The following is a 25,504-nucleotide window of genomic DNA, read 5'->3' as shown; positions in this document are numbered from 1 at the left end:
CGCAGATACCCGCCCGGTCGCCCGGGCGGGTATCCGTTTGTGCGCAGTTCAGTTGTACAGCTTGGTGTAGTGGTAAAGGTCCAAGAAATCGGTGCTGGTGCCGTAGGCAGTCAGATCCCCCATCGTCCATTTGGGCAGAACCATGAACGCCATCGAGCCCGGCCAGAACTGACAGGGGAACTGAGTCTGCGCCTCGCCCGTCAGCTCCCATACGCGGTCCTGGGCGTCGGTCAGATGAAGGTCGATGGTCTCGGCGTACATTCCCCGGCGTCGGATGGTGGCGGTGCCATCCTTGAGACCGATGCCTTTGCCGTGGTCCATCACGTAACCATGCGTGATCTCGGCGATGACTTCCTGGTCCGGCCCGATAGCGGGGTCGAAGGCGAACATCGAGTGGATCGCCAGATCATGATTGAAATGAGCCTGAAGCCAAGTCATGGTGCCGAGCTGCTTCTCTTCACGCACGCCCCAGCTGTGATCCATCGTCGACATCGAGTCGACCTTGTGCGTGACCCCATTCAGGGTCACTTCTCCGGTGATCTTTCCGGTCATGTCGAAATGACCTGCGTACGCTGCGCTTCCGGAGAGGTCACCGACAAAGTGCTTGGCCCTGGGGTCCATCGCCGGGTCATGGATGTCGAATCCCTCCATGAGCGCCTCGTAGCGAACGTCGATTTTCAGGGACTCGCCGTTGTCGTAACGAAGGTCCCAGATTTTATTGGGTTCGCGACAGGTGACCGACAGACCGTTGCCGAGTGAGTAGTCCAGCAAGCTTCCGGATTCGGGCATCGGTAGGTACGCGCGACTGTCCCAGTAGTCGATCTCCCACGACGAGGTCACACGACGTGAGTTGACGAAGATGGCGGAGTTCACGACCCCGAGATTTGGCCGGAAGAGGGCATACAACCCGATGTGGAGGGGAACCTCGGGAATCTCGAATCCGAAGTAGTTTGTCTCCGTCCACATGCGCGCGTCCGTGGTGGGAGGATGAAATTCAGCGTCTTTTGAACTGATCATGGTCCCAGTGTCACCAAATGAGCTGCTGTACGACACCACTTTACGGCGCGTTACCTCTTATGGGGTATTCCTCTGGCGGGGATCGTTGACCGCACTCGAACGTTCGTACGCTCCTCACATCATCGATTGATCGAGGAGCCGATATGACTACGTCATGGCCTTGTGACGACAAGCCGAGCGAACGTTTTCCCATCTTCACACGTGCCAACACCGGTGAGGTGTTCAGCGATGCAGCGACACCTCTCACTTGGAGTACGTTCGGCCGTGGCGTGTACGACGCCGCGTACCGCGACGGTCTCTACGAGATCGGGGTGTTCACCGAGGAAGACTTCCGCCGTGAGGGCGAGTGCGAGGTCGTTGGGTGCTTCGGTGGCTATGTGTACATCAACGTCTCTATCTCGCGCGTCCTAGCGGTGCGCACGCCCGGGATGACGGCGGAAGCTATCGACCGGTCGTTGTTCGGCGAGCACCCGGACGTCAGGCCGTACGCGCCGCATCCGGCTGACGAGGATCAGCAGTGCACCGAGCGAATGGTCGAGTGGATGGAAGGGCTGTTCGCGGCAACGGATATCCCCGAACTGGCCAAGCACCGAGCGCGGGTTGACACTGTCGTCGCTGAGCGACCGGATCTGACTCGCTTGACCGATCAGGAACTTGTCGGCAGGTACCGTTCCTTGGTCCCGGAGATGCGACCAGTCTTCGCCACCCACATCGTCCACCTCTACGCGAGCAACATCATCACCGGTTTGCTCGCACAGGTAGGTGAAGCAGTCGGCGAGGGAGAACTGGTTGCAAAGATGACGTCGGGACTCGGCGAAGTCGACTCCGCGCAGCAATCGTTCGACCTCTGGGATCTGTCTCGCTTGGTTCGCAACTCTCCGACACTTTCTGCAGCGTTCGGGGCCGGGATCACTGGTGTCCTCGATCGCATCCAGACACTCGAGGCCGCCGATGCGCAGACGTTTCTCGCACAGTGGGATGCTTTCCTGGACTCGTGGGGATTTCTGGGACCGAGCGTGTGGGAAGGACGTTCACCCACCTACCGATCTAACCCTGAGATCCCGCTTCGCATGCTCGACCACGCACGCCAGGTCCCGGATGAGGGTTCGCCGGCAATTCGGACAGCGAATGCGGTTGCGGAACGCGATGCCGCGGTCGCTGCCATCGCCGCCAAACTGGACGACGACATGCGAGCCCAATTCCTCGCGGCGACGCAAGCGGCGAAGCTCTACCTGCCGGCCCGTGAAGCGACGAAGGTGCAGTGCACCCGGTTGTGCGAGGAGGCGCGCATGACCATGCGCGAGCTCGGCGGCCGGTTCGTAGACCGTGGCGTGCTCATCCGCTGGGAGGACGTCCTGCTGCTCATGAACGACGAGTGCGATGCATTCCTGAGCGATCCCAATTCCTTCAGCGCCACGATCGCCGACCGCAAACGGACATTGGAAATTCTGGAACGGAAATGGCCGCCGTTCATCCTGGATGGACCTCCGCCCTCCATCGAGGAGTTCGCAGACCGGGACAACACGATCGTCAACGCGGTGGGCAGTGGCGAAATCCTTGGAGGCCTCGGAGTGGCGCCAGGCGTGCACACCGGGCCGGCTCGCGTTGTCCGATCCCTGATGGACGACGTCGACGTCGAACCAGGTGATGTCCTGATCGCGATGACAACAGATTCATCCTGGGGACCGCTGTTTCTCTCGGCAGGCGCCGTGGTCTGCCAGACGGGAGCGTCTATTTCGCATGCGGCGATCGTTGCGCGTGAGCTGGGAATCCCAGCTGCGGTATCCGTCCAAGACTGCACCACTCGGATTCCGGACGGGACGATCGTCACCGTTGACGGAAGCAGCGGCAAGGTAACTGTGCACTGACCGATTGGAGCGGATGACGCTGCACGCGAGATCGACTCGCGTGCAGCGTTATTCTCACCGCGCTTGTCAACGGAGATGGTCGGTCTCGTTCACCGAGAGCAATTCTCGATAGTCGCCGTCGGCGTGTATGCGGGTAATCGACGTGTAGGCCGTATCGACAAAGAACGTGCGAGCCGTTCCGAGGATGTGCGAAAGGTACGCACTGACGACGCCGCCGTGACAGATGACAGCGACAACCGATCGCGAATCCGCACGCGCGATAATGTCCTCGAAACCGCGGACGATTCGCCCGCGGAACTCATCGAGGTCGAAGGTGTTACCGCCGAACTGGCCATTGTTGAGATCATCCCAGCCGGCTCTGCGATTAGGGTAGTGACCGATTCCCGTCCCGTAGGTTTTCCATCCCGAATCAACCTCCACGATACGGTCGTCGAGGATTGGCTCCAGGCCCACAACATGTTGAACGAACTGGGTCGTCTCGACTGCCCGGCGCATCGTGCTGCTCACCAGATGGGTAACTTCACCGAAGGGCTTAGTCGCAAGGTAGTCGGCGAGCCGTGAGGCCTGTTCGGACCCCTCAGCCGTCAGCCCTGGATCCGCGCCGGACGAATCGTGAGTGACGGCATGGGGATGCGCATGCCGGATAAGGAGAAGTTGAACAACCATGCGTCAGAGTATAATGCTCACCCCGCGACGAGTCGCTGCGGCTTCATCCACATGGCAACGGTCTCAGCCCTATTCGAGGAGGACGTCTTCCGGAGTATCCGCTTCACATGTGATTTGACCGTTCCCTCAGCGATCGTGAGCCGCCGACCGATCTGAGCATTGGTCAAACCTTCCGCCATCAGGGCAATCACCTCGACCTCCCGCGCGGACAGGCCCCATTCGGCGGCGAAATCCACGTCGGCGGGATCTCGGACACCGATGGCGGTGAGTTGCCCGAACACCGAAACGGATGCCAGCCCACCGGTCGAGTGAACATCGCGCTCGACCGACGGCGCAGACACCGCTGCAAAACGAGCGATGAGCACCGACAATTGAAGACAGAAGCGACGAAGCGCATCGATCTCGGACTTACTTGGAATGCGCTCTTGAAGGTGGCAATCCGCATGGATAATGCCCGCGATGCGGTGCTGAAACAGTACAGGCACCATCCAAAAATCTCTCGATTTCGATCGTTGCCACAGCGAGAAGCCGAACGCACGTTCGCGATGCGCGAGCATGGTCGCCTCGTTCACGTGAGCAGCACGGCAATGGGCCGCCGCGCTGGGCAAGAGAAACCCGGACCGGTTCTCGCCGTCGAGGTACGGTGATGCCCATTCGGATCCGCACCGCGAGTAGGCAGACTTCGGATACCACCGTCCCGACGAGACCGTCGAAAAAAGCACCCGATCGAATCCGAGGCGTGCAGCCTGCGCGGGGATCATCGCCATCAGTTCCGCTGCGTTCGCACACTGGCTCAATCGGCTGAGCGCGTCCGTCGTCACGTCACTCAGCGTGGACGTCAACGCGCGCTCTTTCTCCGCCAGCGCAGTTTCCAGGTTTCGCAGCCGAGAGAGCACCGTCACTAGATCGGATACCTCCGCAGCGGACGCGTTCACCGTCATCGTGTTCAGTAAACCGGTGGTCGCATCCCATGCATGAGCAATGAACTCGCCAATGTCGGCAGCATCGCGTAAGCGATGGGATTCGGTGAGGGGATGGGCGGCAGAAAGGCGTGGATTGGCTGTCACTCTCGCGTGCACCAGACGGCACGTGTCGAGGGCCTGCACCACGATGTCGTCAGCCATACGCTCAGCACCGTAGGGAGGTCGTTGCCGACATCGCGTCACGGAAGTGCCAAGGTTAATGGCCGACCCCGTGTGAACGGGGTTGTCGGCGAGACGCAACATAACGAGTATCCGTTCAGTAGACGGCGTGTTCGTGACCGAACCAGCCCCATCATGGCTAACGTGTGCGCTATCACGCTAAATATCAACCATAGAAGGGTCTGATCGATAACACAAGGCTGTATCACGCGGTCTGCGGAGCGGGGAACGAAGGCTATGCCTGGCGCGGGCGTGCGTTGCAGTAGTCGGTGGAAAGACCCTCCACCGCGGTCGCGTCGACGACCGGCGGTGTGTGTACGTGCCTGGTCATGAGTTGATATGCGGTGGGAGGAGAGCCCTCGGCAATGGCACGCGTGATCGCCCGATGCGCGGCGAGTGACTGTTGCATCGCGTCCTGATTCCGATGCGTCTCGTTATCGGTCTGTCGCAGGATCGCACGCGACACCGCTTCCATGAACGTCGACAGCAAGTCGTTGTGGCTGGCCGTTGCGAGAGCGGTATGCCAACGAACCTTGCACTCGATGAAGTCACTCAGGTCTCTGATCGCCGAGGCGGATTGTTCATTGATCAGTCTTAACGCTCGCAGGTCGGCGTCCGTACGACGTTCGGCGGCGAAGTAGGCACACCAGGGTTCGATGACCTGCCTCGACTCATACAGCATCTGAGTTCCTGGGGCCCAACCCTGAAGTTGGAGGTCAACAGAGCTCATGAAGGCTGCCGCGGTCGGCCGCGAGACGATCGACCCACCTCCGCGCCCCGGTTTCGTGACGATGAGCCCTTGGCGCTGCAGCCGCTGGAGTGCCTCGCGAACCACGGCGCGTGTGAGACCACTCTCTTCGACGAGCAACCGTTCGGGCGGGAGCTGCGTTCCCATGAGTAGCTCACCCGCGAGGATCTTATCCCTGATCAGATCGGCGTAGACATCTGCGGGGCGAGGGACATGGACTGCGCCGATGTTGAGCCGCGCTTGCTGACTCGTCATCTCAGTATTGTGACTCGTTGGTCTGGAAATTCATCGACTGCAGGAAACCTTTCCGAGAACTCGATGAGCGTTTACTGTTGCTGTCGCGGACGGGGCGTGCTGCGCGTCGGCGCAGCCAACCGGGGCGCGGGCTCAGTCGGAACACCTAAGGATCTCCTTCACGCGTGTTTGTGCCCCCATTGTGGTACACGACGACGGGCGGACGGACTATCGGTTGTTGCGTTATCCCTTTCGAGAGACTCGGGGCAACGTTGGTCGCCGGGCACCCAACTCCGGTTTTCGCAGTTCGCAGGAGGACAGCCGTCGCCTGTCCTGCTTGCTCGGTGGCCACCCGGAAGAGCGGGCACCAGACCGCGACGCCGAGAAGTCTCCGCCGGCCGATTCGTGCCAAGGTCGGCGGCGAGGTCTCCCGGGTCCCCGAGGAGTCGGGGTACCGCGACTCGGGTGGCTGCGGCCGTGAGTGAGCCGGTCGAGAGTTGAGCGGTTGACGTAGACGAGGGCGGGGCAGGTCAGATCGGTGCGGGCGTCTTCGCGGAGCACCGGGCGCGGAATCGGCCGGCCCCGGTCACGGAAGCGGTGCATGCCGACGCGAACGATCACACTCCCGTTCGTGTGAAAGTCGTGGGGCGAGTTGATTGAGTCGAGTGTTGGTGTAAGGGGTCGAGGTCTGGAGGTCTCTCCACGCATTTGATGCGCCGAGCGTCTGCAGAGGCGCGCCGGGCCTGGGCCAGGACTTCAGCCAGGTGGTCGGGGTCTGCGAGAAGTCGCCGGGCGACCACCCGCACCAGCACCGGTGCGGCCGATGTCGGCGGCCAACTCTTCGAGCCATTGCTTGGTTATCGGATCGAACCGGGTGGGCACTGGGGCGCGGCGGGTGCTGCGCCCGAACCGCGGCGCGGGCGCGGGTTGGACGAGCCCGTCGACGTCGACGAATGCGCCTCGCGCGACGTGGTGTGGGTGGGACGGGGCCTCGTCGACGTCGAGGACGGGCGCGATGCACGCCGTCAGTCCCTCTCCTGCCTCGAGCCCCTCGTCGAGGGTGCGGTTGGGCAAGCATCTGCGGCGGTGATTCCCGAACCGGTCGACCCCGCAGCGAGGGATATCACCTGAGAACTATTGTCCATAGATCACCGAGGTACCGCATCCTCTGTCTGCAACTATGCGAATCGGACCGCGAGTTCCGGTATCTCGTCCGATGCGCTCCAGCCCTGGGCCTTGAACCACGACATGTGGTCGACCAGAAGCGGTTCCGACAGACGAAGGACCGTCGATTCGATCTCTACGCGTTCGACGACATCGCCACGACGCGCTGCGCGCACTGCGGCGCAGAGCAAGCCGGACAACGTTCGTGTCCACTCTTCGAGTATGACCTGATCGGCCGGTGACGACTCGATCGCCCCTCGGGCGCCGCTCACGCTGTCGCTCAGCCGCTCGGTCAGTACCGCCGACCACTCGACCAGCGGTAGTACTGCTTGTCCCATCGCGATGTGGCGGAGCAGCTCCTGCGATGCACGTGTGCTGCGATACGGGAGTTGTCCCCGTACGAGTTTGAGCGTCTTGCTGATGAGCATCGCCTGCTCGGTGGCCAGTGGGTGATTTTCGTCGACTGCTGGGACGACTACCGCATCCAGTGATCGGATGGCGGCATCGAGCGCGTTCTCTATTGAATCCGGCATTTAATCATGCTCCTGCGTCGATGAGCTCGCGGACGAGGTCCCGCGAAAAGGCATGGGCGAGCCCCTCGATCCAGGTGAGGAGCACGTCTTGATGTGAGCGACCGGAGCGCGCGACCCGGTAGGCCGTTCCGAGTGACGAAACAACCAATTGATAGGTGTTGAGGATCCGGTAATACCGGAGCTTGTCTGGGTCCACGGAGAGTCCCGACGCCTGCGAATACGAGTCCAGAAACTCTGCCTCCGGGATCAGCCCCGACACCAGCAGTTCACCCGTCACATACCTCCTTCCCCACTGGGGAAGCGTGATCCATGCCAGATCGCGGTGCCGATCGCCGAGATGACTTCGCTCCCAGTCGAGCCAGGCGGTGATCTGCCGAGTCTCCTGGTCGAACAGAAAGTTTCCGGTCCTATAGTCCCCGTGCAGGACACTGACGCGGTCGAGTTCAGGCGCATGGCGCAACAGCCAGTTCCCGGCAACCTCCATGAACGGTAGATCGTCCCGCCGATCCTCTTCCCAGATCCGCAGGGCGCGATTCACTTGCCAAAGCGCACTGTCCGTCGACCCCGTGTCCGGTCGCGTGAACGAGCCCATGCCGGTGAGCCCGTCGACGTCACACGCATGTATACGCGCCACGTGCTCCACGAACTGGTCAGCCAGGTCGCGGCGCAGTTGGCCGTCGAACTGACCGCCGACGCCTCCGACGTGACTCGCTGTACCTCGCGGCTTGGTCACGCCGCCGACGAAGGAGTAGATCAGCGCCGGCCGGTCGAACGATCGACCGGATTCGTCGACCCAGTAGACCGTCGGGACCGGAACGGTCCCGGTCATCGCTCGGATGACCTCCGCTTCACGGGTCCTACTCGTAGCATTCAGCGATTCGAGCGGCTCCAGTCGAATAACCAACTGGTGTACTCCATCTGCGAAATCGTCGGCGCCGGTGATGTCGAGTTCGAATGCGATCTGCATCTTCGAACCGCCACCGCTGAGCCACCGAAGATTCCGGACCGAGAACCGACCGGACACCCTTTCGATTAAGAGCGTGTCTCATATGGAGAGTTTCTTGAAGCAGGTGAGTGCGGCGGCGAGGTGGAGGAATCCGGCGAAGTGCTCCCCGTGGCGTTCGTAGCGGATGGTCAGGCGTCGGTAGCCGGTGAACCAGGCGATAGTGCGTTCGACCTTCCACCGATACCTGCCGAGCCGGTCATTCTTATCGATGCCACGTCGGGCGATGCGCGGAACGATGTCCTGCTGGCGCAGCCACCGACGGTGCTTGTCGTAGTCATAGCCCTTGTCGGCCCGCAGTTTGCCGGGTTTGCGGCGGCGCGGACCACGCCTGGATTTCACCGCCGGAATCGCGCTGACCATCGGTTGCAGCAGGGTGCTGTCGTGGGTGTTCGCTCCGGAAACATCGACCACCAGCGGGATCGAAGTTCGAGTCGGATAGGACGTGAATCTTTGAGCCCTTCTTGCCCCGATCGACCGGGCTCGGACCGGTCAGCGAGCCCCCCTTTTCGCCCGGACGCTCGCCGCATCCAGGATCGCTGCCGACCAGTCCAGTTCGCCGGCCCGACCGAGTCGGTCGAGCACCTCACCGTGCAGTCTCTCGAAAACCCCCGCCGCCACCCACGTAGTGAACCGGCGGTGCGCGGTGGGAACGGTGACCCCGAACGACGGCGGAAGATGGCGCCACGCACATCCACTGGTCAGCACGTACACGATCGCGGTGAACACCGCCCGGTCATCCACCGGGGCGCTGCCACCTCCCTGCGGGCGAGAGACGAAGCGCGGAATCAACGGTTCGACGATCTCCCACAACGCATCCGGCACCAACCGCAGAGACAACTCATCTACCACGAGTCACATAATGCACCACAAGTCACTTCATCCACATGAGACACGCTCTTAGTTCGGCGGCGATCGCCACGATTGCCCCGTCCTCGTTGCTCGCCCAGCCGCGTGTGAGGTCGTAGAACGCGAGTGCGCCACCGTCGCGACGGGCGGTCAGCATGACCTGCGCGGCAGCATCCGCCGCGGCCAACTGGGGGTGCAGCGGATGTGCCGGGTCGGTCAGGATGGCGGGCACCTCGGCGTGATCGACCGCCACGCACCGACCCGACGGAATCTGCCCGCGGCCGACGGTGACGTCGACCAGCCGGCCGTCGGTGGTGATAGTGCCGGTGACCCGCAGGCTGGTGCGCCGAGAATTGGAGGTCAGGGTGGCGGCCTGCTCCGCGGTGTCGCCGAGCATCGGAATGGTGCGGCTGCGCAGGTACCGGGTTTCCGCCCGCAGGAACGCCTGTTCGTCGGCGACCGACCCCAGTTTCACGACGTCGGCGACGCCGGCGATGTGAACCTCGACCGCCCACCCGCGCCCGTCGGCGCGGGGGATGACGGAGAAGGCGTCGTCCCGGTCCCGTGCATACGCGGAGTCGATCATCAGCAGCGTCGACAGGTCGGTCGTTGTCGGTGATGTCATGGTCGCCGCACCCCCTTGGTTCTACAGGTCTCCGACGATAACCAATCTTCACCAGGCGCGTCGGCAACGCGCCTGCGGCAGAATCATCTGCGACTCTTCAGAAACCGGCTTCAGGTATGGTTTGTTCACCGCGGTGAACAACCGGACTTCACGACACCGATCTCGAACATCTCGGTCGGGCAGAACTCGGCCCGCGGGATCTCCGGCACACACAACCCGTCGTGCTGGGTGCGGTGATACACCGACCCGACCCACTCGCGGATGATCTGCTCGAGTTCGCTGACGTAGTAGAACGCCTTGTCCTCGAAGTCTTTTCCGCGGGAGTACACATCCGGGCCCTTGTAGGCGGGCAGGTGCTGCAGCAGTGCTTCGCGCAACGTGCGGAAGAATCGTTCGACCGTGGGTTTGTCGGTGGGTTTGTGCGGGATCGCCGGCTGGATCGTGATCCCCAGGCGAGCGCACACCCCGATCACGTGATCGGACAGGTACTGCTTGCCGTGATCGACCACGATCGCCTCCGGCAGACACGCCGGCAGATCGCCGACCCGCTGCTGGGAGAGGCCGTCGGGTTCCTCGGTGCCGACGAGCAAATTCCGCGGAACCCCATGATACGGCCACCCGTTGTCATCTCGGTCTCGTTCGGGACTGACGCATTGGTAGAGCACGTTCGCCACGTCCTGCGATTTCGTCGACACCGGCGTCAACCGCAGCCCGAGCACGCAGCGGGTGAACAGGTCCATCGCCACCGTCAACTCCACCCCGACCCAACGCATCGTGATCGGCTCCATCGCAAACACATCCAGAGGAGTGGTGTCCAGCACCACGTACTCGCCGGGCCGTGTGGCGCGGAGCCGACCGAAAACACCCGTTGGACGGTCGGCCACCGAACGGCGTCCCTTGGCGCTACCGAACGCATGCCGTCCCTTCGCCAACACCTTCAGACGCCGGTAGGCAGTGGCTTTGCTCGGCAGTGGCACGGTTCCGGGACTGAAGCCTGCCTCCAATTTCCGGGCGACGGAGTCGATGACCACTCCCATCGTCGGCGTCGACGCCTCGATATACCGGTCGAGGACCCGCACGCACGCCGCATCCCACCGCGGATCCACGCTCGCGGCGTATCGACTCCGCACACGGGTGTCGGCCAAACCGGCGACTCCGGCCGCCCGGTAGCCGGCGATCCAGCGTTGGAGCGTGCGCACCGAGACCTGCAACTCATCGGCCTTGGCAGCAAGACTCGACTTGAGTGTCGAAGCGTCCGTTCGTGCTTCGGAGAGCAGGCCGCGCACCAGCTTGGCCCGAGTCTCCAGTTCTCGGCGCTGCGCCGAAGTCAACGAGCTCAGGACGACAGTGGCCGGATCGGGACCGTCGACCGGGGCGGCCATCGAAACACCCCGGACAACGACCTCAGCGAACGTCGCCCGCTGCAGCGAATCCCCGGACCGGAGTGTCACCTCGCGCCCAGATAGCGTGACGACCTCCCACGAGGTGCCGTCGAACCAGATCCGAGCGCCGGGACGCAACTCGAGAATATCCGTCATGGCGATCCTGCCGTGCAGGTCAGCACCGACTTTCCGGATAACGGCACCGACAGATCCACCGACCATGTCCCAGACCACAACTTCGCGAGCACAGCAATGCGGCCTCGCGGGTTCCTTCCTGCCGTGATCACCTCGTCGATCGTCATCCCGGACGCCGCGACCGCCTCGACACCCGCGGTGGTCTCGGCGCCGATCAAGCCCGCTCTGCGGGCAGCGCCGATGGTCCAGATATTCGACAAAACCACCGGGTCCGCCCCAGTCCACACTTCGTACGACCAACCCCGGGTCGCGCACATTCGACCGGTCCACGAAAACACCTGCGCCACCTCGTCGCGACGGGCGAACTCTTCCGGTTTGACGTCCACGACCGTGAACCGACCATCAGCGTGTTCGAGCAGCAGGTCAGGAACGTGTCTACGTGTCCTCGTCCCATCCGAGCCGCAGATCCACATCGGCTGCGCCGCCATCCGGACCACCTCCGGAGCGAAGTCGGCCAACCACAGCCGATCGAGCTCCAACCGACTCTCGTAGAGCACATGGTCGCGATTGGTGGGCGACCAGAACCACCCCGCGTAATGCCACCGCCGAGGATGACTCCGGACGCGACGCACCGGCAGACCATGAACGACCTGACGCGGATCCACCGCAGCGATCGATGTCGCGACAGGATTCCCGTTGTCCTGCACGTACCTGACCTCGACCTCGCTGGTCCTGGGCACAAATCCAGTGTCGCCCCGAGTGACACGAAATCTGGAAAGTGACACGCGAGTGACATGAAATTTGGAAAGTGACACGGATTCGCGGAACCTACATCAGCTCCCCTAAATCGTGCCCCTGGGCGGTGGTTCCGTGTCACTCATGGTTTGTGGGCACTGGGCGATGATAATTTCAGTTATCGCACCGTCTCCGGCGAAACCCCTCGTCAGCACGTTTTTGCTCTGCAGAGTGTCGGTGTTCCCCGATACCCTGCGCCGGTGACGATCGAACCGGTGGACGAGGCCCTGCACGGCCCGGTAACAGCCTCGATGGGGCCCGCGCTGCCGGAGGAGGTGGCGGCGAGGATCGCCGGCACCATGCAGCGGTCGTGCGCGGAGAACACCCGCCGCGCCTACACCTCGGACTGGGATCGTTTCGTCACGTGGCGTTTCTCCCACGGGCACACCTCGATGCCGGCGCACCCGATGGTGGTGGCCGCGTACCTGATCGACGCCGCCGACACCTACAATCAGGACGGCGAGCGGGCCTACGCCCCGGCCACCCTGTCGCGGTGGGTGGCCGCGATCGGGCACCACCACCGCCGCGCCGGGCATCCCGCGCCCGGTAGCCACGAGATCGTCGCTGCCACCCTGTCCGGGATCCGCCGTGACTACGCCGACAACGGGGACCGCCCGCGCCGCCAGGCCGCCCCGCTGCTGGTCGACGACCTCGTCACCATCGTCACCGCGGCCCGCCAGGCTGTTACCGGGTGGGCGTCGGAGGTGATCGAGCGCCGGGACACCGCCCTACTGCTGATCGGATTCGCCGGCGCCTTCCGTCGCGGCGAGCTCGCGGACCTGGTCTGCGGAGATCTCTCCCTGCATCGCCTGGACGGGCTCACGATCCGCCTGCGACGGTCCAAGACCGACCAGGAAGGCGCGGGGGCGGTGCGGGCCGTGCCGTTCACCACCAACCACCTCAGTTGCCCGCCCTGCGCGTACGTGCGATGGCTCCAGATCGTCGCCGCCTACGACACCGCAGGACGGCCGGGGGTGATCCGGCTCCTGCGCAACGCGCCGGCCTTTGACGGGCATGTCTGCAAGAGTAGGCGGCGCCGCCTACGGCCGCGGTGATCTCACGGCAGCGCTGGCGACCTTCGAGCAGGTTGCGCGCAGCGCCACCGGCGATCTACGGATCAGCGCAATGATCAACGCCGCGAGCATGTCAGACGAGTTGGGTGACCACGCCGCGGCCGTCGACCGCTATCACGAGGCCCTCTCGGCCATGCCGGCCGACGCCCGCAGGATCCGGCCCGCCGCGTTGATCAATCTGTCCCAGGCTCTCCAGCACGTGGGCGACCTCGACGGTGCGCAGACGGCACTCGAGCAGGCGCGCTCCATGCTCACGGACGGCGCCGACGACCTCGAGGACCTCCGCGTCCCGTGCCTGTTGTCGTTGACAGCCGTTGCCATCCACCGTCAGCAATGGGCCTACGCGGCCGACCTGGCACACGAGTCACTGGAAGCCGCAGTACGTTCCGCGCCGAATCACGCTGGTCACCCGTTGATGAATCTGGCGGCCATCCATTTCGAGACCGGACGCTTCGACCTCACCGACGACTTCGCCGGCCAGGCGCTGGCCGCCTTCGACGAGGCCGGTGACAGCAACGCCTTCGCCGAAACGCAGCAGAATCTGGGGATCATGCGGGCCCGGTCGGGGCGTCACGAGGATGCCGAGCCACTGCTGCTGGAAAGCCAGAGGTACTTCGAGCAGGCCGGTGTCGGACATCGGGTGGGGATCGGGCTGAAGGTGCTGGCGTTTGTGGCGGAGCGACGCGACCAGACAGAACGTGCGAGCGCGCTCTACCGGCGCAGCGTAGAACACTTTGCGGAGTCCGGGGCCGTACTCGATGTCGCGGACGTCAACACTCGCCTGGCGACACTGGCTTTCAGCGCCGGCCGGCGAGACGAGGGTGAGGCCCTGTTTGCTTCCGCTGTCGAAACGTATGCCGAACTGGGCCTCGGATTGCAGTGCGCACAGGTCGACGTCTGGCACGCGACGCTGTTGGAAGCGGCGCTGAACGTCGACCCCGACGGGGCGCTGCACAAACGAGCCGTCGACCTCGCAGTGCCCGCGGCCCTCACCATCGACGCCGTCCGCTACTCCCTCCCCAACGGGTTTCAGCGCGAGCAGTGGAACCGGCACGTCGCGGACCCGGCCATGGCGTTGGCATTCCGCCTCTCCTACAGTTGCGGTGACGCCCTTCTCGTCGGTGATCTCATCGAGGCGCACTGCGCGGGAACAGCACTCGACATCAACCGCTCCACCGGCAGCGCGGCGCCGACGTTGCCACTCGTGATGCCCGACCTTCCTGACCGCACTCCCGACGTGTCGACCGCACTCCACCTCGGTGCTGCGTTGGCCGGGGTCGCCGCGGGTGCCGGCCTTCCTGTTTCGCTGCCACCGCACCTCACGATGTCAGTCGGTGGCCGTGTTGCGCTCGAGCCGTACATCGCGGAGGCCGAGAAGCGGTACGGGCGGCCGATTCGCGACAGCCGATGGGTTCCGGCGTGGTGACGTCGGGGCGTCCCACCGTCTTCGTGCGGATGGCTGATGCGGGAGACCTGTTTACATCGTGGCGGTGGTCGAGCGACAGCTATCCCGGTGGAGTCTCGGTCGTCACCGCGACACAAGTGGACGCGACTCTCGCCGCACTGACACCCGCGTTGCCCGATGCTGCTGATCCGAAGAGCCTCGAACACGTTCTGACGGCTGGCGCACTCTCCACGTACGACGCGGAGCATGCACTGGCGCAGCATCTTTCGCGAACATTTCTCCCGTTCGGTCTCGCCGCGCAGCTGTACGAGTTGTACACCCGCGGGGTACGGCCTCACATCCGGATCCAGCCGTCACCTCGCGTCGCGCAGGTACCGTGGGAACTGATCGCGCCGGACGCCCACCTGCGCCTGATCGATATCGCCGACGTCAGCCTGCTCGCACCACTGAGTATCGTCCACGCCCCCGGGCGCGTCCCGCGCTCTTGGCTCGACACGCGCGAGCTGCCCGTCGTCGCCGTCCTCGATCCACGGGTGCCAGGATATCGCGCGGATTCCGTACTCGGCTCGGTGCTGGGCCGGATGTCCGGTCACGCTCCCCTGTCCCGCCAGGTCGGCGCCTACGCGGAGCAGAACAGACTTCTACCGAAAGTGACCGGCCCCGTCGACCTGTTCCGCCGGGAGGACGTAGACCGGGATTGGCTGGGCGATGCGCTCCGGGGCGGTGCCAGCCGCCTGATCTACGTCGGCCATGTGACCGCAGCAGCGCCCGAGTCCGGCCAGAGTGAGCACGCCGAACTGCATCTGTCGTGCCGGGCGGAAACCATCGGGTTCGCGGAGGCGATGCGGGCACACCGACCGCTGTCGGCGAAGGATCTACTTCTGGGAACCCACACCCTGACCGACGATCCTGTGGCGGGACCCGAGCTGTGGCCCATCCCGAGCAGGGTCGCCCTGATCGCTTGTGAGAGCGGCGGTGACCTCCGCTTCGGTGAGGCGCTGGGCCTGGTCTCGGCGATGATCAGCGGCGGTGCCGAACTGGTCACCGCCACTCGATGGGCTTTGCCCACCGACCTCGCCTTCGAACGCCTGGCCGGCGCAGATCCTCGAGAGCGCCCCCTGGAGTCGGCCATGTGTTCCGTCGATTCCGCGCACGAGGAACCGGACGCGGTGCGAGCGCTCTGCGACTGGCAGCGGGAGCGGTCGGCGGCGTGGCGAGAAGAGCGGGCCATCGTCGACTCACCGGTGCTGTGGGGAGCGTTCGCGACGGTGTTCACCGAAACCGACCCAGTGCTGCCCTGATCGGTATAGCCCTGATCCGGTGCTGCACGGATCCGGGGTCGAGTGACTGCTCTTCGCTGTACCGTCGGTGTGTCGGATCGCCACGAGAAACAATTTCTGCACAAAGAAGGAGCTTCGCCATGGCCTCACGTCTCAACCCGTACATCAGCTTCGGCGGCAACGCACGAGAGGCGATGGAGTTCTACAAGGAGGTGTTCGGCGGTTCACTGTCGATCAACACCTTCGGAGAATTCGGTGCGCCCGACACCGAAAGCAGCGACAAGATCATGCACTCGCTGCTCGAAGCCGACAACGGATTCGTGCTGATGGGCGCCGACACCCCTCCCGGGATGCCGCACAATCCCGGTGACAACATCGCGGTGAGTCTTTCCGGCGACGACGCCGACGAACTGCGCGGCTACTGGACAAAGCTGTCGGAGAACGGCACGGTATCCGTCCCCCTCGAGAAGCAGATGTGGGGCGACGAGTTCGGCGCCTGCGTAGACCGGTTCGGCATCTCCTGGATGGTGAACATCACGCAGCCGCAGTGATGCGGAGGTGCGCAACCGTGGATTTTTTCCCCGCCGGGAAACCGAACGTCCGCAAATGCACTCGTTCCGCGCCGGAGGATGGCAGTATGGGTGGTACGACCGGACCTCGATATGAGCGTTCGGCGGACAGTTGCAGGGAGTTAAAGGTATGGCGCAGGGTGTTGTGAAGTGGTTCAACAGCGAAAAGGGATTCGGGTTCATCGCACCGGATGACGGCAGCGCCGACCTTTTCGTTCACTACTCGGAGATCTCGGGCAGCGGCTACAAGTCGCTCGACGAGAACCAGCGTGTGGAGTTCGAGGTCGGCCAGGGACAGAAGGGCCCGCAAGCCCAGAACGTGCATCCCGTCTAAGGATCCAGACGTAACGCAAGGCCGCATCCGATCGTTTCGGGTGCGGCCTTCGCACGTTACGGCGAGGCCTCGAGACGCCTCCTTCCCGGTGCAGTGTGGGGTACCGAATCGTGATGCAGTGCACTCGTATGCCAGGCGGCAAGTGGGTACTCAGCCAGTGGTCGTCGCACGACCACGAACGAACGGGCTCCCATGGAGGTGACAGCCGTGAACTTGTACTATCCGCTGGTCATTGTGCTGTACGTAGTGTCGGCCCTGTTGCAGGGCAATCTCGGAACCATTTTCTGAGCCCGACACACCCGACGTTCCCGGGGCGGATCGGTGGCCCGGCTCAGCGCACGAACACTGCCGCCTGCTCTGCGATATCGAGCGCCGTCTGCGGAAGAATGCCCAGCACGATGGTGACCACGACGGAGACGGTGACGGCGGCGGTGGTCAGCACGCTGGGGATCACCACGGTGGGCGCGTCGTCCCCCGGCTCCGAGAAGAACATCAGCACGATGACGCGCACGTAGAAGAACGCCGCGATGGCGCTGCTCACCACGCCGACGAGCACCAGCGGGGTGGCGCCGCCCTCGATCGCGGCCTGAAAGACCGCGAACTTGCCCACGAACCCACTGGTCAAGGGGATACCGGCGAAAGCGAGCAGGAACATCGCGAACACCACCCCGACGAGGGGTGAACGTCTACCCACTCCCGCCCAGCGCGACATCTCCGTGACCTCTCCGTCGGCGTCCCGGACGAGGGTGACCACCGCGAAGGCGCCCAGGGTGCTGAAACCGTAGGCGAGGAGGTAGAACATCGTCGACGACAACCCGGCGTCATTGGCGGCGATGAGACCCGTGAGGATGAAGCCGGCGTGCGTAATCGACGAGTACGCGAGCATGCGTTTCACGTCGGTCTGAGTCACCGCCAGGACGGCACCGACGACCATGGTGAGGATCGCGACCACCCACAGCATGGGCCGCCAGTCGTCGCGGAGACCGGGGAGTGCGACATAGAAAATGCGGAGCATCGCGCCGAAGGCCGCAATCTTGGTCGCAGCCGCCATGAACGCGGTGATCGAGGTAGGAGCACCCTGGTAAACGTCCGGTATCCACGAATGAAACGGCACCGCACCGATTTTGAACAACAAGCCGACGGCGAGCAGTCCGGTGCCGATCAGGGCCAGCCCCTCGTTACCGGAACGGTCGGCGACGGCATCGGCGATTCCCGCCAGTCGGACGGTCCCGGCGTAGCCGTAGAGCAGTGCCACTCCATAGAGAAAGAACGCCGAGGAGAAGGCGCCGAGGAGGAAATACTTGAGCGCGGCCTCCTGGGACAGCAGGCGACGGCGGCGGGCCAGTCCGCACAGCAGGTACAGCGGCAGCGACAGCACCTCCAGGGCGACGAACATGGTGAGAAGGTCGCCCGCGGCCGGAAAGAGCAGCATCCCGCCTATCGCGAGCAGCGTGAGGGGGAAGACCTCGGTCTGGGCGGCGCCCGCCTCCTCGGCCTCCCGTTCGGCAGCGCTCCCGGGAAGGGCCGCCGCTTGAGGGGCGAAGGCATCCGCCACCACGTCGTCGTCGGCAGTCGACCGGCCGGCACTCACCGCCACACCGGCCGACATCCGCATCCGGTCGAGACCTCGCTCGGCAATCAGCAGGATTGCCGGAATCGAGACCAGCAGAATGGTTCCCTGCAGAAACAGGGTGGGTCCGTCGATGATCACGGCGCCCATGACCGCGGAGCTCCGTCTTCCCGCGAGCAGGACGACAGCGACGAACGCCGCCGCGAGACCACCGAGGCTGAGAACGAGATGACTCGTGTACCGGGCCCGGCGCGGCAGGAAGGCCTCGACGAGCACGGCGGCCACTGCGACGCCGAACACGATGAGCATCGGGGAAAGCTGGCCGTACTCGATGTCCGGAGTGGGCAGCGCCGGGCTCTGGGCGAGGAAGGTGTCGGAACGCCCGACCCAATATGCACGAGCACTCATGGGTGAGTACCTCCGTCCGGTGCCTGCTCCGCTACGGAGCCGCTGCGGGGGTCGGTGGGAACAGTGGGCGCCGGGTCCTGCCGGTCGATCGTCGTGAGGATCTGACCGACGGCGGGGGTGATCACGTCCAGGGCGGGCTTGGGATACACACCGAGGATGATCAGGAGAGCGATGAGGGGTGCGACCACAGCGAGTTCACGGGGCACGAGGTCCCGAACCTTCTCGTTGTCCTCGGTGATCGGACCGGTCATCATCCGCTGGTACAGCCACAGCACGTAGACGGCGGAGAGGACGAGTGCACCGGCCGCGAATACGGCGGCAACCTGGTAGCGCGGGTACGTGCCGACGAGGACGAGGAATTCACTGACGAACGGTGCCAGCCCGGGCAGGGACAGCGTCGCGAGGCCGGCGACGAGGAAGGTACCGGCCAGAACGGGTGCCACCTTCTGCACGCCGCCGTAGGCGTCGATGAGGCGCGTGCCGCGGCGGGAGATCAGGAATCCGGCGATGAGGAACAATGCGGCAGTAGAGATTCCGTGGTTGACCATGTACAGCGTCGAGCCTGCCTGGCCCTGACTGGTCATGGCGAAGATGCCGAGGATGATGAACCCGAAATGCGAGATCGACGTGTACGCGATCAGTCGCATCATGTCGGTCTGGCCGATGGCCAGCACCGCACCGTAGAGGATCCCGATGACCGCCAGCGTGGCGATCAGTGGCGCGAACGTCGCGGACGCCTCGGGGAAGAGTTGGAGGCAGTACCGCAACATCGCGAAGGTGCCCACCTTGTCGACGACGGCCATCATCAGCACCGCGCTCGCCGGTGTCGCCTCCACAGCCGCGTCGGGGAGCCAGGAGTGGAACGGCCACAGCGGCGCCTTGACGGCGAAGGCGAACATGAACCCGAGGAACAGGGCATTGAGCACGGCGGGGTCGGCACCGAGTTCCCCCGCAGATGCGGCTGCCACGACCTCTCTGAAGTCGAAAGTTCCGGTGCCCCCGTCGGCGGTCACGACATACAGGCCGATCACTGCGGCGAGCATGATCAGGCCACCGAACAGGTTGTACAACAGGAACTTCACCGCGGCATACGAGCGGCGTGCCCCGCCGAAGCCCCCGATGAGGAAGTACATCGGGATGAGCATCGCTTCGAAGAACACGTAGAAGAGCAGGATGTCGAGGGCGGTGAACGACACGAGCACCATCGCCTCGACCATCAGGATCAGCGCCACGTACGTATGGGCCACCCGCCGCTGCGTGTAGTCGGGGGCGTCGTGGCCGTCGTTCCAGCCCGCCAGGAGCAGCAGCGGTACCAGCACCGCGGTCAACAACACCAGCACAAGCGCGATGCCGTCCAGGCCCAGGGTGTATCCGGTACCGAATGCCGGTATCCACGAATGGGACTCGACGAACTGGTACTGCTCGCCGCCCGCATCGAATCCGGCCGCGAGCCCGCACGCGAGAATGAGAACGGCTACCGAAACACCCAGGGCAATCGACTTGGCGAGGTGCCGTCTGGGCGCAGGTATCGCCAGAACGACACCGGCGCCGACCATCGGGAGCAGCCACAGGACCGTCAGCCAGGGAAAGTTGTTCACCACAGCCTCACCAGCATCATCGTGGCGACCACGAGTGCCGCACCTGTGAACATTGACAGTGCGTACGACCGGACGAACCCGGTCTGCAGGCGCCTGATCAACCCCGACCCACCACTCACTGCGGCGGCGAAGCCGTTGACGACCCCGTCGACGCCCTTGTTGTCGAAGTACAGCAGTAGTCGGGTCAGGTGCTGGCCGGGGCGCATCACCATCGCCTCGTTGACCGTGTCACCGTAAAGATCGTTGCGTGCGGCGACGGTCAGCGGGGACACCGCCACCGGCGCGGTGTCGGGCACTTCCCTTGCGGCATATTGCCGATAGGCCGCGGCAACACCGGCGAGGACGACCACCAAGATGAGGACGGTCATCATCCACACCGGGATCGCCGCTTCCTCGTGGTGAGCGCCGACGACCGGCTCCAGCCAGTTCACCAACGACGACCCGATCGCCAGTGCCGCACCGGAACCGACCGAACCGACCGCGAGGACGATCATCGGAATCGTCATGACCCGGGGCGACTCGTGCGGATGTGCGTCGGCCGCCCAACGCCGATCCCCGAAGAACGTCAGGAGCATGACTCGGGTCATGTAGAAGGCAGTGATTCCGGCGCCGAGCAGTGCAGCGGTCCCGAGGATCACGCCCTTGACGCCCCCGGCAGCGAAGGCCACCTCGATGATCGGGTCCTTGGCGAAAAATCCGGCGAAAGGCGGAATTCCGATGATCGCCAGGTATCCGAGACCGAACGTTGCGAAGGTGATCGGCATGACGCTGCGGAGTCCTCCGTAGCGGCGCATATCGGTCTCGTCGTTCATGGCGTGCATCACCGATCCGGCTCCGAGGAACAGTCCGGCCTTGAAGAAGCCGTGGGCCAGCAACAGCATGATCGCGAATGCGTACCCGGCCGGACCGAGTCCGGCGGCCAGCACCATGTATCCGATTTGACTCATGGTGGAGGCGGCCAGCGCCTTCTTGATGTCGTCCTTGGCGCATCCGATAATCGCCCCGAACAGCAGGGTGGCGGCTCCGACGGTGACGACGGCCAATTGAGCGGTGGGGGCCAGGTCGAAGATCGGCCCGGACCGGACGATGAGGTAGACACCGGCGGTGACCATGGTGGCAGCGTGGATGAGTGCCGACACGGGGGTGGGTCCCTCCATGGCGTCGCCGAGCCACGATTGCAGCGGCAGCTGCGCCGACTTGCCGCAGGCGGCGAGGAGAAGCGTCAATCCGATTGCTGTGGTGATGTTCTGACCCGCAGCCTCCGCGCCGCCGAAGACCCCGGCGAAGGAGATCGTGCCGAAGGTCGCGAACATGATCATCATCGCGACGGCCAACCCCATGTCGCCCACCCGGTTGACCACGAAAGCCTTCTTCGCGGCGGTCGCTGCCGTCGGCTTGTACTGCCAGAAGCCGATGAGCAGATAGGACGCGAGACCGACGCCCTCCCAGCCCACATACAGGCCGAGGTAATTGTCGGCGAGCACCAGCAGGAGCATCGCGGCGAGGAACAAATTGAGGTAGGCGAAGAACAGGCGTCTACCAGGCGCGGAGCCGGCGGAGTGCCCGAGGTGGTTGGGCGCGGAGCCGGCGGAGTGCCCGAGGTGGTTAGGCGCGGGGCCGGTGGTGCGGCCGGCGGGGTCGGGGCCGTGGGCCATGTATCCGATGGAATAGATATGGATCAGCGAACCGACGCCGGTGATCAGCAGCACGAAACAGATGGACAGCTGGTCGAGTTGGAGTCCGAAGTCCACTTGCAGGCCGGCCACGGGAACCCAGCTGAACAGGTTTTGGTGTACCGCACGATCGGCTTCGTCCGCGCCCAGCATGTCGACGAAGAGCGCAAGCCCCAGCACGAAGGCGGCCAGCGCGGTCCCGCACCCGAGCAGGTGTCCCCACCTGTTGCTGCGGCGGCCTGTCAAGAGCAAGACGGCAGCGCCGAAGAGCGGTAGTGCGGGCAGCAGCCAGACCAGAGACGCAATCCCCCCACTCATGTCAGTACCTCAGCAGGTTGGCGTCGTCGACCGAGGCCGATCGGCGCGAGCGGAAGATGGTCATGATGATCGCCAGTCCGACCACCACTTCGGCCGCTGCGACGACCATGGTGAAGAACGCGAAGACTTGCCCGTCGAGGTTGCCGTGCATCCGGGAGAAGGTGACGAAGGCCAGGTTGGTGGCGTTGAGCATCAACTCGATGCACATGAACACGACGATGGCGTTGCGACGGAGAAGCACCCCCGCCGCGCCGATCGTGAACAGCAGGGCGGACAGATACAGGTAGTTTTCCGGGTTCATCGTGTGCCCTCCTCACCGAACGCTGTGGACTGTGCCGGCGGGATCCCCTCGCCGTGGTTCTCTTCGGGCACGGCTCCGATGGGGTGACGTCCGCGCTGGTGAAGCACCCGGCTGACCGACAGAGGTGAATACGAACCGTCCGGCAGCAGGGCCGGCATGTCGACGGCGTTGTGCCGTGCGTAGACGCCCGGACTCGGCAGGGGGGTGACGTGGGCGTCGGGGGTGTCGCCGACAGTCCGTTCCGCCCATCGACGAAAGCGGTCCTGCGACAACTCGCGCTGCCCCTTACGGGTGTCGAACCGCTCGCGATGCGCCAGCACCATGGCGCCGATGGTTGCGGTGATCAGCAATGCACCGGTCAGTTCGAACGCCCATACGTACTGCAGGAAGATCAGCTCGGCGAGGCCCTCGACATTCCCGCCGGCGTTGGCCTGCTCCAGATCGGTGAAGCCGGGCCCTTCGGCCGAGCGCGCCCACTGCGTCGACGCATTGCCGAGGCCGCCGATCAGGAGGAGTCCGAACCCGATTGCCGCTGCTATCGCGGCGGTCCGCTGGCCTCGTATCGTTTCGACCAGCGAGTCGGACGAGTCGACGCCCACCAGCATGAGCACGAACAGGAACAGCATCATGACGGCGCCGGTGTAGACCACGACCTGCACGACCCCGAGGAACAATGCGCCCTGGGCGATGTAGAAGATGGCCAGGATGATCATCGTCATGGCGAGGAAGATGGCCGAGTACACCGCCTTCGGCGCAATGACCATTCCCACAGCACCGATGACCACCACCGCGCCGAGGATCCAGAATTGGACGGCCTCCCCCGTCGACGTCCGGGTGAGGGGCTCCGCGGCCAGGATGGCGGAAGACAGGGAAGTCACCACCGCGCCTCTTCTTTCCTGATTGTCTCGCTCACCTCGACCTGCCGTTCGTCGTCTTCGGCTTCCGCGGCAGGCGTGTCTGCGGACGCCGACGCCGTCACGGTGCCGCGGTAGTAGTCCTCCGCGGTGGTGCCGGGAGCCATCGGGTGCGGCGGGGCCGTCATGTCCGGCTGGAGGGGCGCGAGTAGCCGGTCCTTGTCGTAGATGAGATCGGCCCGGTTGTCGTCGGCCATCTCGTATTCGTTGGTCATCGTCAACGCCCGTGTGGGGCACGCTTCGATGCAGAGCCCACAACCGATGCAGCGCAGGTAGTTGATCTGATATACCCGGCCGTACCGCTCACCCGGCGAATAACGCTCCGACTCCGTGTTGTCGGCACCCTCCACATAGATGGCGTCGGCGGGGCACGCCCAGGCGCACAGTTCGCACCCGATGCACTTCTCCAACCCGTCCGGGTGACGGTTGAGCTGGTGCCGGCCGTGGTAGCGGGGAGCGGTCGGGGTCTTCTCCTCCGGGTAGTACTCGGTATTCGGTTTCTTGAACATCGTCGAGAACGTCACTCCGAAACCGGCAATGGGGTCGAGGAACTTAGACATCGCTGTCCTCCCTGTTCATTCGAGCGGAGCCTGCGGAACGACCCACGGTGACGGGGGTGCGTGGGGGCACCGGTGAGCGCTGGCCGGGCAACGGCGGCACCGGGAAACCACCGGCCATGGGGTCGAACGCGCTGGCCGCAGGAACGTCTTCTCCGGCTCGGCGCGTCACATCGTGGTCGGGTACACGGGTTTGCCTGCGGCGGAGCCGATTCCACAACATGGCGAGCACCACCAGCCCGAGGATCACGCCGGCGGTGACGAGAGCGACCGGCCAAAAGTCGTACCCTTCGTTGCGGAAGGCCCGCACCGTCGCGACGATCATGATCCACACCAGCGACACCGGTATCAGTATCTTCCAGCCCATGTTCATGAACTGGTCGTAGCGCAGTCGCGGAAGCGTGCCCCTCAACCAGATGAACACGAACAGGAATCCCCAGACCTTCAGGGTGAACCACAGCACGGGCAGCCAGCCCGAATTGGCGCCGTCCCACATGTTGAAGGGCCACGGCGCATGCCAGCCACCGAGGAACAAGGTGGTGGCGAGCGCTGACACCGTCACCATGTTCACGTATTCGGCGAGCATGAACATGGCGAATTTCAGCGAGGAGTACTCCGTGTGGAATCCGCCGACGAGTTCGCCCTCGGCCTCGGGCAGGTCGAACGGGGCGCGGTTCGTCTCACCCACCATCGAGGTGACATAGATGAGAAACGAAGGGAGCAAGAGAAATACGTACCAGATGCGGTCTTGCGCTGCCACGATCCCCGACGTGGACATCGTGCCCGCATGCAGGAACACGGCGGCGAACGACAGCGCCATCGCGATCTCGTACGAGATCACTTGCGCGGTCGAGCGCAGCCCACCGAGCAGTGGGTACGTGGAGCCCGACGCCCACCCGGCCAAGACGATCCCGTAGACGCCGACCGAGGTGACCGCCAGGACGTAGAGGACGGCCACGGGGAGGTCGGTCAGCTGAAGTGCCGTGCGGTGGCCGAGGATCGAGACTTCTGGGCCGAACGGGATGACGGCGAAGGCCATGAACGCGGGCACCGCGGCGATGATCGGCGCAAGCAGATAAATAGGCTTGTCGACGCCTTTCGGGGTGATGCCCTCCTTCAGCGCCAGCTTGACCCCGTCGGCGAGGCTCTGCAGCATGCCGCCGGGTCCCACCCGATTGGGGCCGATCCGCATCTGCATCCGGGCCATGACCTTGCGCTCGGCGAGGATCGCGATCAGCGGAGTCAGGATGAGGAACACGAAGACGGCGAGGGCCTTCCCGAGGGTCAGCCACCACGGGTCGTGGCCGAACAACGTCGGGTCGGGATAGTCGAGCGACAGAACG

The 25,504-nt window shown here is 64.4% G+C and carries 24 protein-coding genes and 1 pseudogene; 6 read left to right on the top strand and 19 right to left on the bottom strand.

The window, feature by feature from the left end; translation table 11 throughout:
• Positions 1-48: 48 nt before the first annotated feature.
• A complete protein-coding gene (locus JQT59_RS07760; RefSeq protein WP_213575624.1) occupies positions 49-1,017 on the bottom strand; it encodes a DUF7064 domain-containing protein in 969 nt (322 codons plus the stop codon).
• A 143-nt stretch (positions 1,018-1,160) separates the two neighbouring features.
• Between JQT59_RS07760 and JQT59_RS07755 the strand changes: the two genes are divergently transcribed.
• On the top strand, positions 1,161-2,885 hold the full coding sequence (locus tag JQT59_RS07755) for a PEP-utilizing enzyme (protein WP_213575623.1): 1,725 nt from the start codon (positions 1,161-1,163) through the stop codon (positions 2,883-2,885).
• Positions 2,886-2,951: 66 nt separating this feature from the next.
• On the opposite strand, the gene JQT59_RS07750 is transcribed toward JQT59_RS07755, so the two are convergent.
• The 11 genes and pseudogenes from JQT59_RS07750 to JQT59_RS07700 all read right to left on the bottom strand — a co-directional run bounded on the left by JQT59_RS07750 (position 2,952) and on the right by JQT59_RS07700 (position 12,106).
• Positions 2,952-3,551, bottom strand: a complete 600-nt coding sequence (locus JQT59_RS07750; RefSeq protein WP_213575622.1) for a histidine phosphatase family protein — start codon at positions 3,549-3,551, stop codon at positions 2,952-2,954.
• 17 nt (positions 3,552-3,568) lie between these two features.
• Positions 3,569-4,777: a helix-turn-helix transcriptional regulator gene (locus JQT59_RS07745; protein ID WP_213575621.1), complete on the bottom strand. Its 1,209-nt coding sequence runs from the start codon at positions 4,775-4,777 to the stop codon at positions 3,569-3,571.
• Positions 4,778-4,928: 151 nt separating this feature from the next.
• The gene (locus tag JQT59_RS07740) at positions 4,929-5,696 is read right to left on the bottom strand and encodes a FadR/GntR family transcriptional regulator (protein WP_213575620.1); all 768 of its coding nucleotides are present in this window, start codon (positions 5,694-5,696) and stop codon (positions 4,929-4,931) included.
• Between the two features lie 735 nt (positions 5,697-6,431).
• Positions 6,432-6,749, bottom strand: a complete 318-nt coding sequence (locus tag JQT59_RS38300) for a hypothetical protein (protein ID WP_502939792.1) — start codon at positions 6,747-6,749, stop codon at positions 6,432-6,434.
• Positions 6,750-6,853: 104 nt separating this feature from the next.
• The gene (locus tag JQT59_RS07725; RefSeq protein WP_213575619.1) at positions 6,854-7,372 is read right to left on the bottom strand and encodes a hypothetical protein; all 519 of its coding nucleotides are present in this window, start codon (positions 7,370-7,372) and stop codon (positions 6,854-6,856) included.
• 4 nt (positions 7,373-7,376) lie between these two features.
• Positions 7,377-8,339: a phosphotransferase family protein gene (locus tag JQT59_RS07720; RefSeq protein WP_213575618.1), complete on the bottom strand. Its 963-nt coding sequence runs from the start codon at positions 8,337-8,339 to the stop codon at positions 7,377-7,379.
• A gap of 78 nt (positions 8,340-8,417) precedes the next feature.
• Positions 8,418-8,849, bottom strand: coding sequence for a transposase (locus tag JQT59_RS37650; protein WP_283254082.1), 432 nt, complete (start codon positions 8,847-8,849; stop codon positions 8,418-8,420).
• Positions 8,850-8,867: 18 nt separating this feature from the next.
• Positions 8,868-9,227 (bottom strand): transposase, encoded by a 360-nt coding sequence (locus tag JQT59_RS37645; RefSeq protein ID WP_283254051.1) that lies wholly within the window; start codon positions 9,225-9,227, stop codon positions 8,868-8,870.
• Between the two features lie 46 nt (positions 9,228-9,273).
• Positions 9,274-9,849 (bottom strand): annotated as a pseudogene (locus JQT59_RS07710) (RNB domain-containing ribonuclease); the annotation flags it as partial.
• 125 nt (positions 9,850-9,974) lie between these two features.
• Complete coding sequence (locus tag JQT59_RS07705; RefSeq protein ID WP_249354217.1) at positions 9,975-11,387, bottom strand: TnsB C-terminal domain-containing protein; 1,413 nt, start codon at positions 11,385-11,387, stop codon at positions 9,975-9,977.
• Complete coding sequence (locus JQT59_RS07700; RefSeq protein WP_213575617.1) at positions 11,384-12,106, bottom strand: TnsA-like heteromeric transposase endonuclease subunit; 723 nt, start codon at positions 12,104-12,106, stop codon at positions 11,384-11,386. The genes JQT59_RS07705 and JQT59_RS07700 overlap by 4 nt, the downstream gene beginning before the upstream one ends.
• A 255-nt stretch (positions 12,107-12,361) precedes the next feature.
• Between JQT59_RS07700 and JQT59_RS07695 the strand changes: the two genes are divergently transcribed.
• The 5 genes from JQT59_RS07695 to JQT59_RS07675 all read left to right on the top strand — a co-directional run bounded on the left by JQT59_RS07695 (position 12,362) and on the right by JQT59_RS07675 (position 16,822).
• Complete coding sequence (locus JQT59_RS07695) at positions 12,362-13,216, top strand: integrase (protein ID WP_349307003.1); 855 nt, start codon at positions 12,362-12,364, stop codon at positions 13,214-13,216.
• On the top strand, positions 13,176-14,660 hold the full coding sequence (locus JQT59_RS07690) for a tetratricopeptide repeat protein (RefSeq protein WP_213575616.1): 1,485 nt from the start codon (positions 13,176-13,178) through the stop codon (positions 14,658-14,660). Before JQT59_RS07695 ends, JQT59_RS07690 begins: the two co-directional genes overlap by 41 nt.
• Positions 14,642-15,940 (top strand): CHAT domain-containing protein, encoded by a 1,299-nt coding sequence (locus JQT59_RS07685; protein ID WP_213575615.1) that lies wholly within the window; start codon positions 14,642-14,644, stop codon positions 15,938-15,940. The genes JQT59_RS07690 and JQT59_RS07685 overlap by 19 nt, the downstream gene beginning before the upstream one ends.
• A 119-nt stretch (positions 15,941-16,059) precedes the next feature.
• Positions 16,060-16,470, top strand: a complete 411-nt coding sequence (locus JQT59_RS07680; RefSeq protein ID WP_109334474.1) for a VOC family protein — start codon at positions 16,060-16,062, stop codon at positions 16,468-16,470.
• Positions 16,471-16,618: 148 nt separating this feature from the next.
• Positions 16,619-16,822 carry a cold-shock protein gene (locus JQT59_RS07675; protein ID WP_109334475.1) on the top strand — a complete coding sequence of 68 codons (204 nt, stop codon included), beginning with the start codon at positions 16,619-16,621 and terminating at the stop codon, positions 16,820-16,822.
• A gap of 331 nt (positions 16,823-17,153) precedes the next feature.
• Here the strand turns inward: JQT59_RS07675 and nuoN are convergent, their stop codons facing one another.
• The 7 genes from nuoN to nuoH are packed head-to-tail and all read right to left on the bottom strand — an operon-like array spanning position 17,154 to position 25,500.
• Positions 17,154-18,800, bottom strand: a complete 1,647-nt coding sequence (gene nuoN, locus JQT59_RS07670; RefSeq protein WP_213575614.1) for an NADH-quinone oxidoreductase subunit NuoN — start codon at positions 18,798-18,800, stop codon at positions 17,154-17,156.
• Positions 18,797-20,398 (bottom strand): NADH-quinone oxidoreductase subunit M, encoded by a 1,602-nt coding sequence (locus tag JQT59_RS07665; protein ID WP_213575613.1) that lies wholly within the window; start codon positions 20,396-20,398, stop codon positions 18,797-18,799. Before JQT59_RS07665 ends, nuoN begins: the two co-directional genes overlap by 4 nt.
• A complete protein-coding gene (gene nuoL / locus JQT59_RS07660) occupies positions 20,395-22,389 on the bottom strand; it encodes an NADH-quinone oxidoreductase subunit L (RefSeq protein ID WP_213575612.1) in 1,995 nt (664 codons plus the stop codon). The genes JQT59_RS07665 and nuoL overlap by 4 nt, the downstream gene beginning before the upstream one ends.
• Position 22,390: 1 nt before the next feature.
• Complete coding sequence (gene nuoK / locus JQT59_RS07655) at positions 22,391-22,690, bottom strand: NADH-quinone oxidoreductase subunit NuoK (RefSeq protein WP_109334483.1); 300 nt, start codon at positions 22,688-22,690, stop codon at positions 22,391-22,393.
• Positions 22,687-23,571: an NADH-quinone oxidoreductase subunit J gene (locus tag JQT59_RS07650; protein ID WP_213575611.1), complete on the bottom strand. Its 885-nt coding sequence runs from the start codon at positions 23,569-23,571 to the stop codon at positions 22,687-22,689. The genes nuoK and JQT59_RS07650 overlap by 4 nt, the downstream gene beginning before the upstream one ends.
• Entirely contained in the window at positions 23,565-24,164 is a 600-nt protein-coding gene (nuoI, locus tag JQT59_RS07645) for an NADH-quinone oxidoreductase subunit NuoI (protein ID WP_213575610.1), read from the bottom strand. The genes JQT59_RS07650 and nuoI overlap by 7 nt, the downstream gene beginning before the upstream one ends.
• Positions 24,157-25,500 carry an NADH-quinone oxidoreductase subunit NuoH gene (gene nuoH, locus JQT59_RS07640; RefSeq protein WP_502939843.1) on the bottom strand — a complete coding sequence of 448 codons (1,344 nt, stop codon included), beginning with the start codon at positions 25,498-25,500 and terminating at the stop codon, positions 24,157-24,159. The genes nuoI and nuoH overlap by 8 nt, the downstream gene beginning before the upstream one ends.
• Between the last annotated feature and the right edge of the window lie 4 nt (positions 25,501-25,504).

The sequence above is a fragment of the Rhodococcus sp. USK13 genome, assembly GCF_018343855.1.
GTDB lineage: Bacteria > Actinomycetota > Actinomycetes > Mycobacteriales > Mycobacteriaceae > Rhodococcus_F > Rhodococcus_F oxybenzonivorans.
This window is presented reverse-complemented; position numbering and strand designations above follow the sequence as displayed.

Bases quoted from the DNA above. Each gene is read 5' to 3' on its own strand.
- JQT59_RS07675 (WP_109334475.1), top strand. From the start codon at position 16,619: ATGGCGCAGGGTGTTGTGAAGTGGTTCAACAGCGAAAAGGGATTCGGG.
- nuoK (WP_109334483.1), bottom strand. From the start codon at position 22,690: ATGAACCCGGAAAACTACCTGTATCTGTCCGCCCTGCTGTTCACGATC.
- JQT59_RS07725 (WP_213575619.1), bottom strand. From the start codon at position 7,372: ATGCCGGATTCAATAGAGAACGCGCTCGATGCCGCCATCCGATCACTG.
- nuoN (WP_213575614.1), bottom strand. From the start codon at position 18,800: ATGAGTGCTCGTGCATATTGGGTCGGGCGTTCCGACACCTTCCTCGCC.
- JQT59_RS07690 (WP_213575616.1), top strand. From the start codon at position 13,176: ATGTCTGCAAGAGTAGGCGGCGCCGCCTACGGCCGCGGTGATCTCACG.
- nuoL (WP_213575612.1), bottom strand. From the start codon at position 22,389: ATGAGTGGGGGGATTGCGTCTCTGGTCTGGCTGCTGCCCGCACTACCG.
- JQT59_RS07760 (WP_213575624.1), bottom strand. From the start codon at position 1,017: ATGATCAGTTCAAAAGACGCTGAATTTCATCCTCCCACCACGGACGCG.
- JQT59_RS07750 (WP_213575622.1), bottom strand. From the start codon at position 3,551: ATGGTTGTTCAACTTCTCCTTATCCGGCATGCGCATCCCCATGCCGTC.
- JQT59_RS07745 (WP_213575621.1), bottom strand. From the start codon at position 4,777: ATGTTGCGTCTCGCCGACAACCCCGTTCACACGGGGTCGGCCATTAAC.
- JQT59_RS07740 (WP_213575620.1), bottom strand. From the start codon at position 5,696: ATGACGAGTCAGCAAGCGCGGCTCAACATCGGCGCAGTCCATGTCCCT.
- JQT59_RS07755 (WP_213575623.1), top strand. From the start codon at position 1,161: ATGACTACGTCATGGCCTTGTGACGACAAGCCGAGCGAACGTTTTCCC.
- JQT59_RS07685 (WP_213575615.1), top strand. From the start codon at position 14,642: ATGGGTTCCGGCGTGGTGACGTCGGGGCGTCCCACCGTCTTCGTGCGG.
- JQT59_RS07705 (WP_249354217.1), bottom strand. From the start codon at position 11,387: ATGACGGATATTCTCGAGTTGCGTCCCGGCGCTCGGATCTGGTTCGAC.
- JQT59_RS07720 (WP_213575618.1), bottom strand. From the start codon at position 8,339: ATGCAGATCGCATTCGAACTCGACATCACCGGCGCCGACGATTTCGCA.
- nuoI (WP_213575610.1), bottom strand. From the start codon at position 24,164: ATGTCTAAGTTCCTCGACCCCATTGCCGGTTTCGGAGTGACGTTCTCG.
- JQT59_RS07680 (WP_109334474.1), top strand. From the start codon at position 16,060: ATGGCCTCACGTCTCAACCCGTACATCAGCTTCGGCGGCAACGCACGA.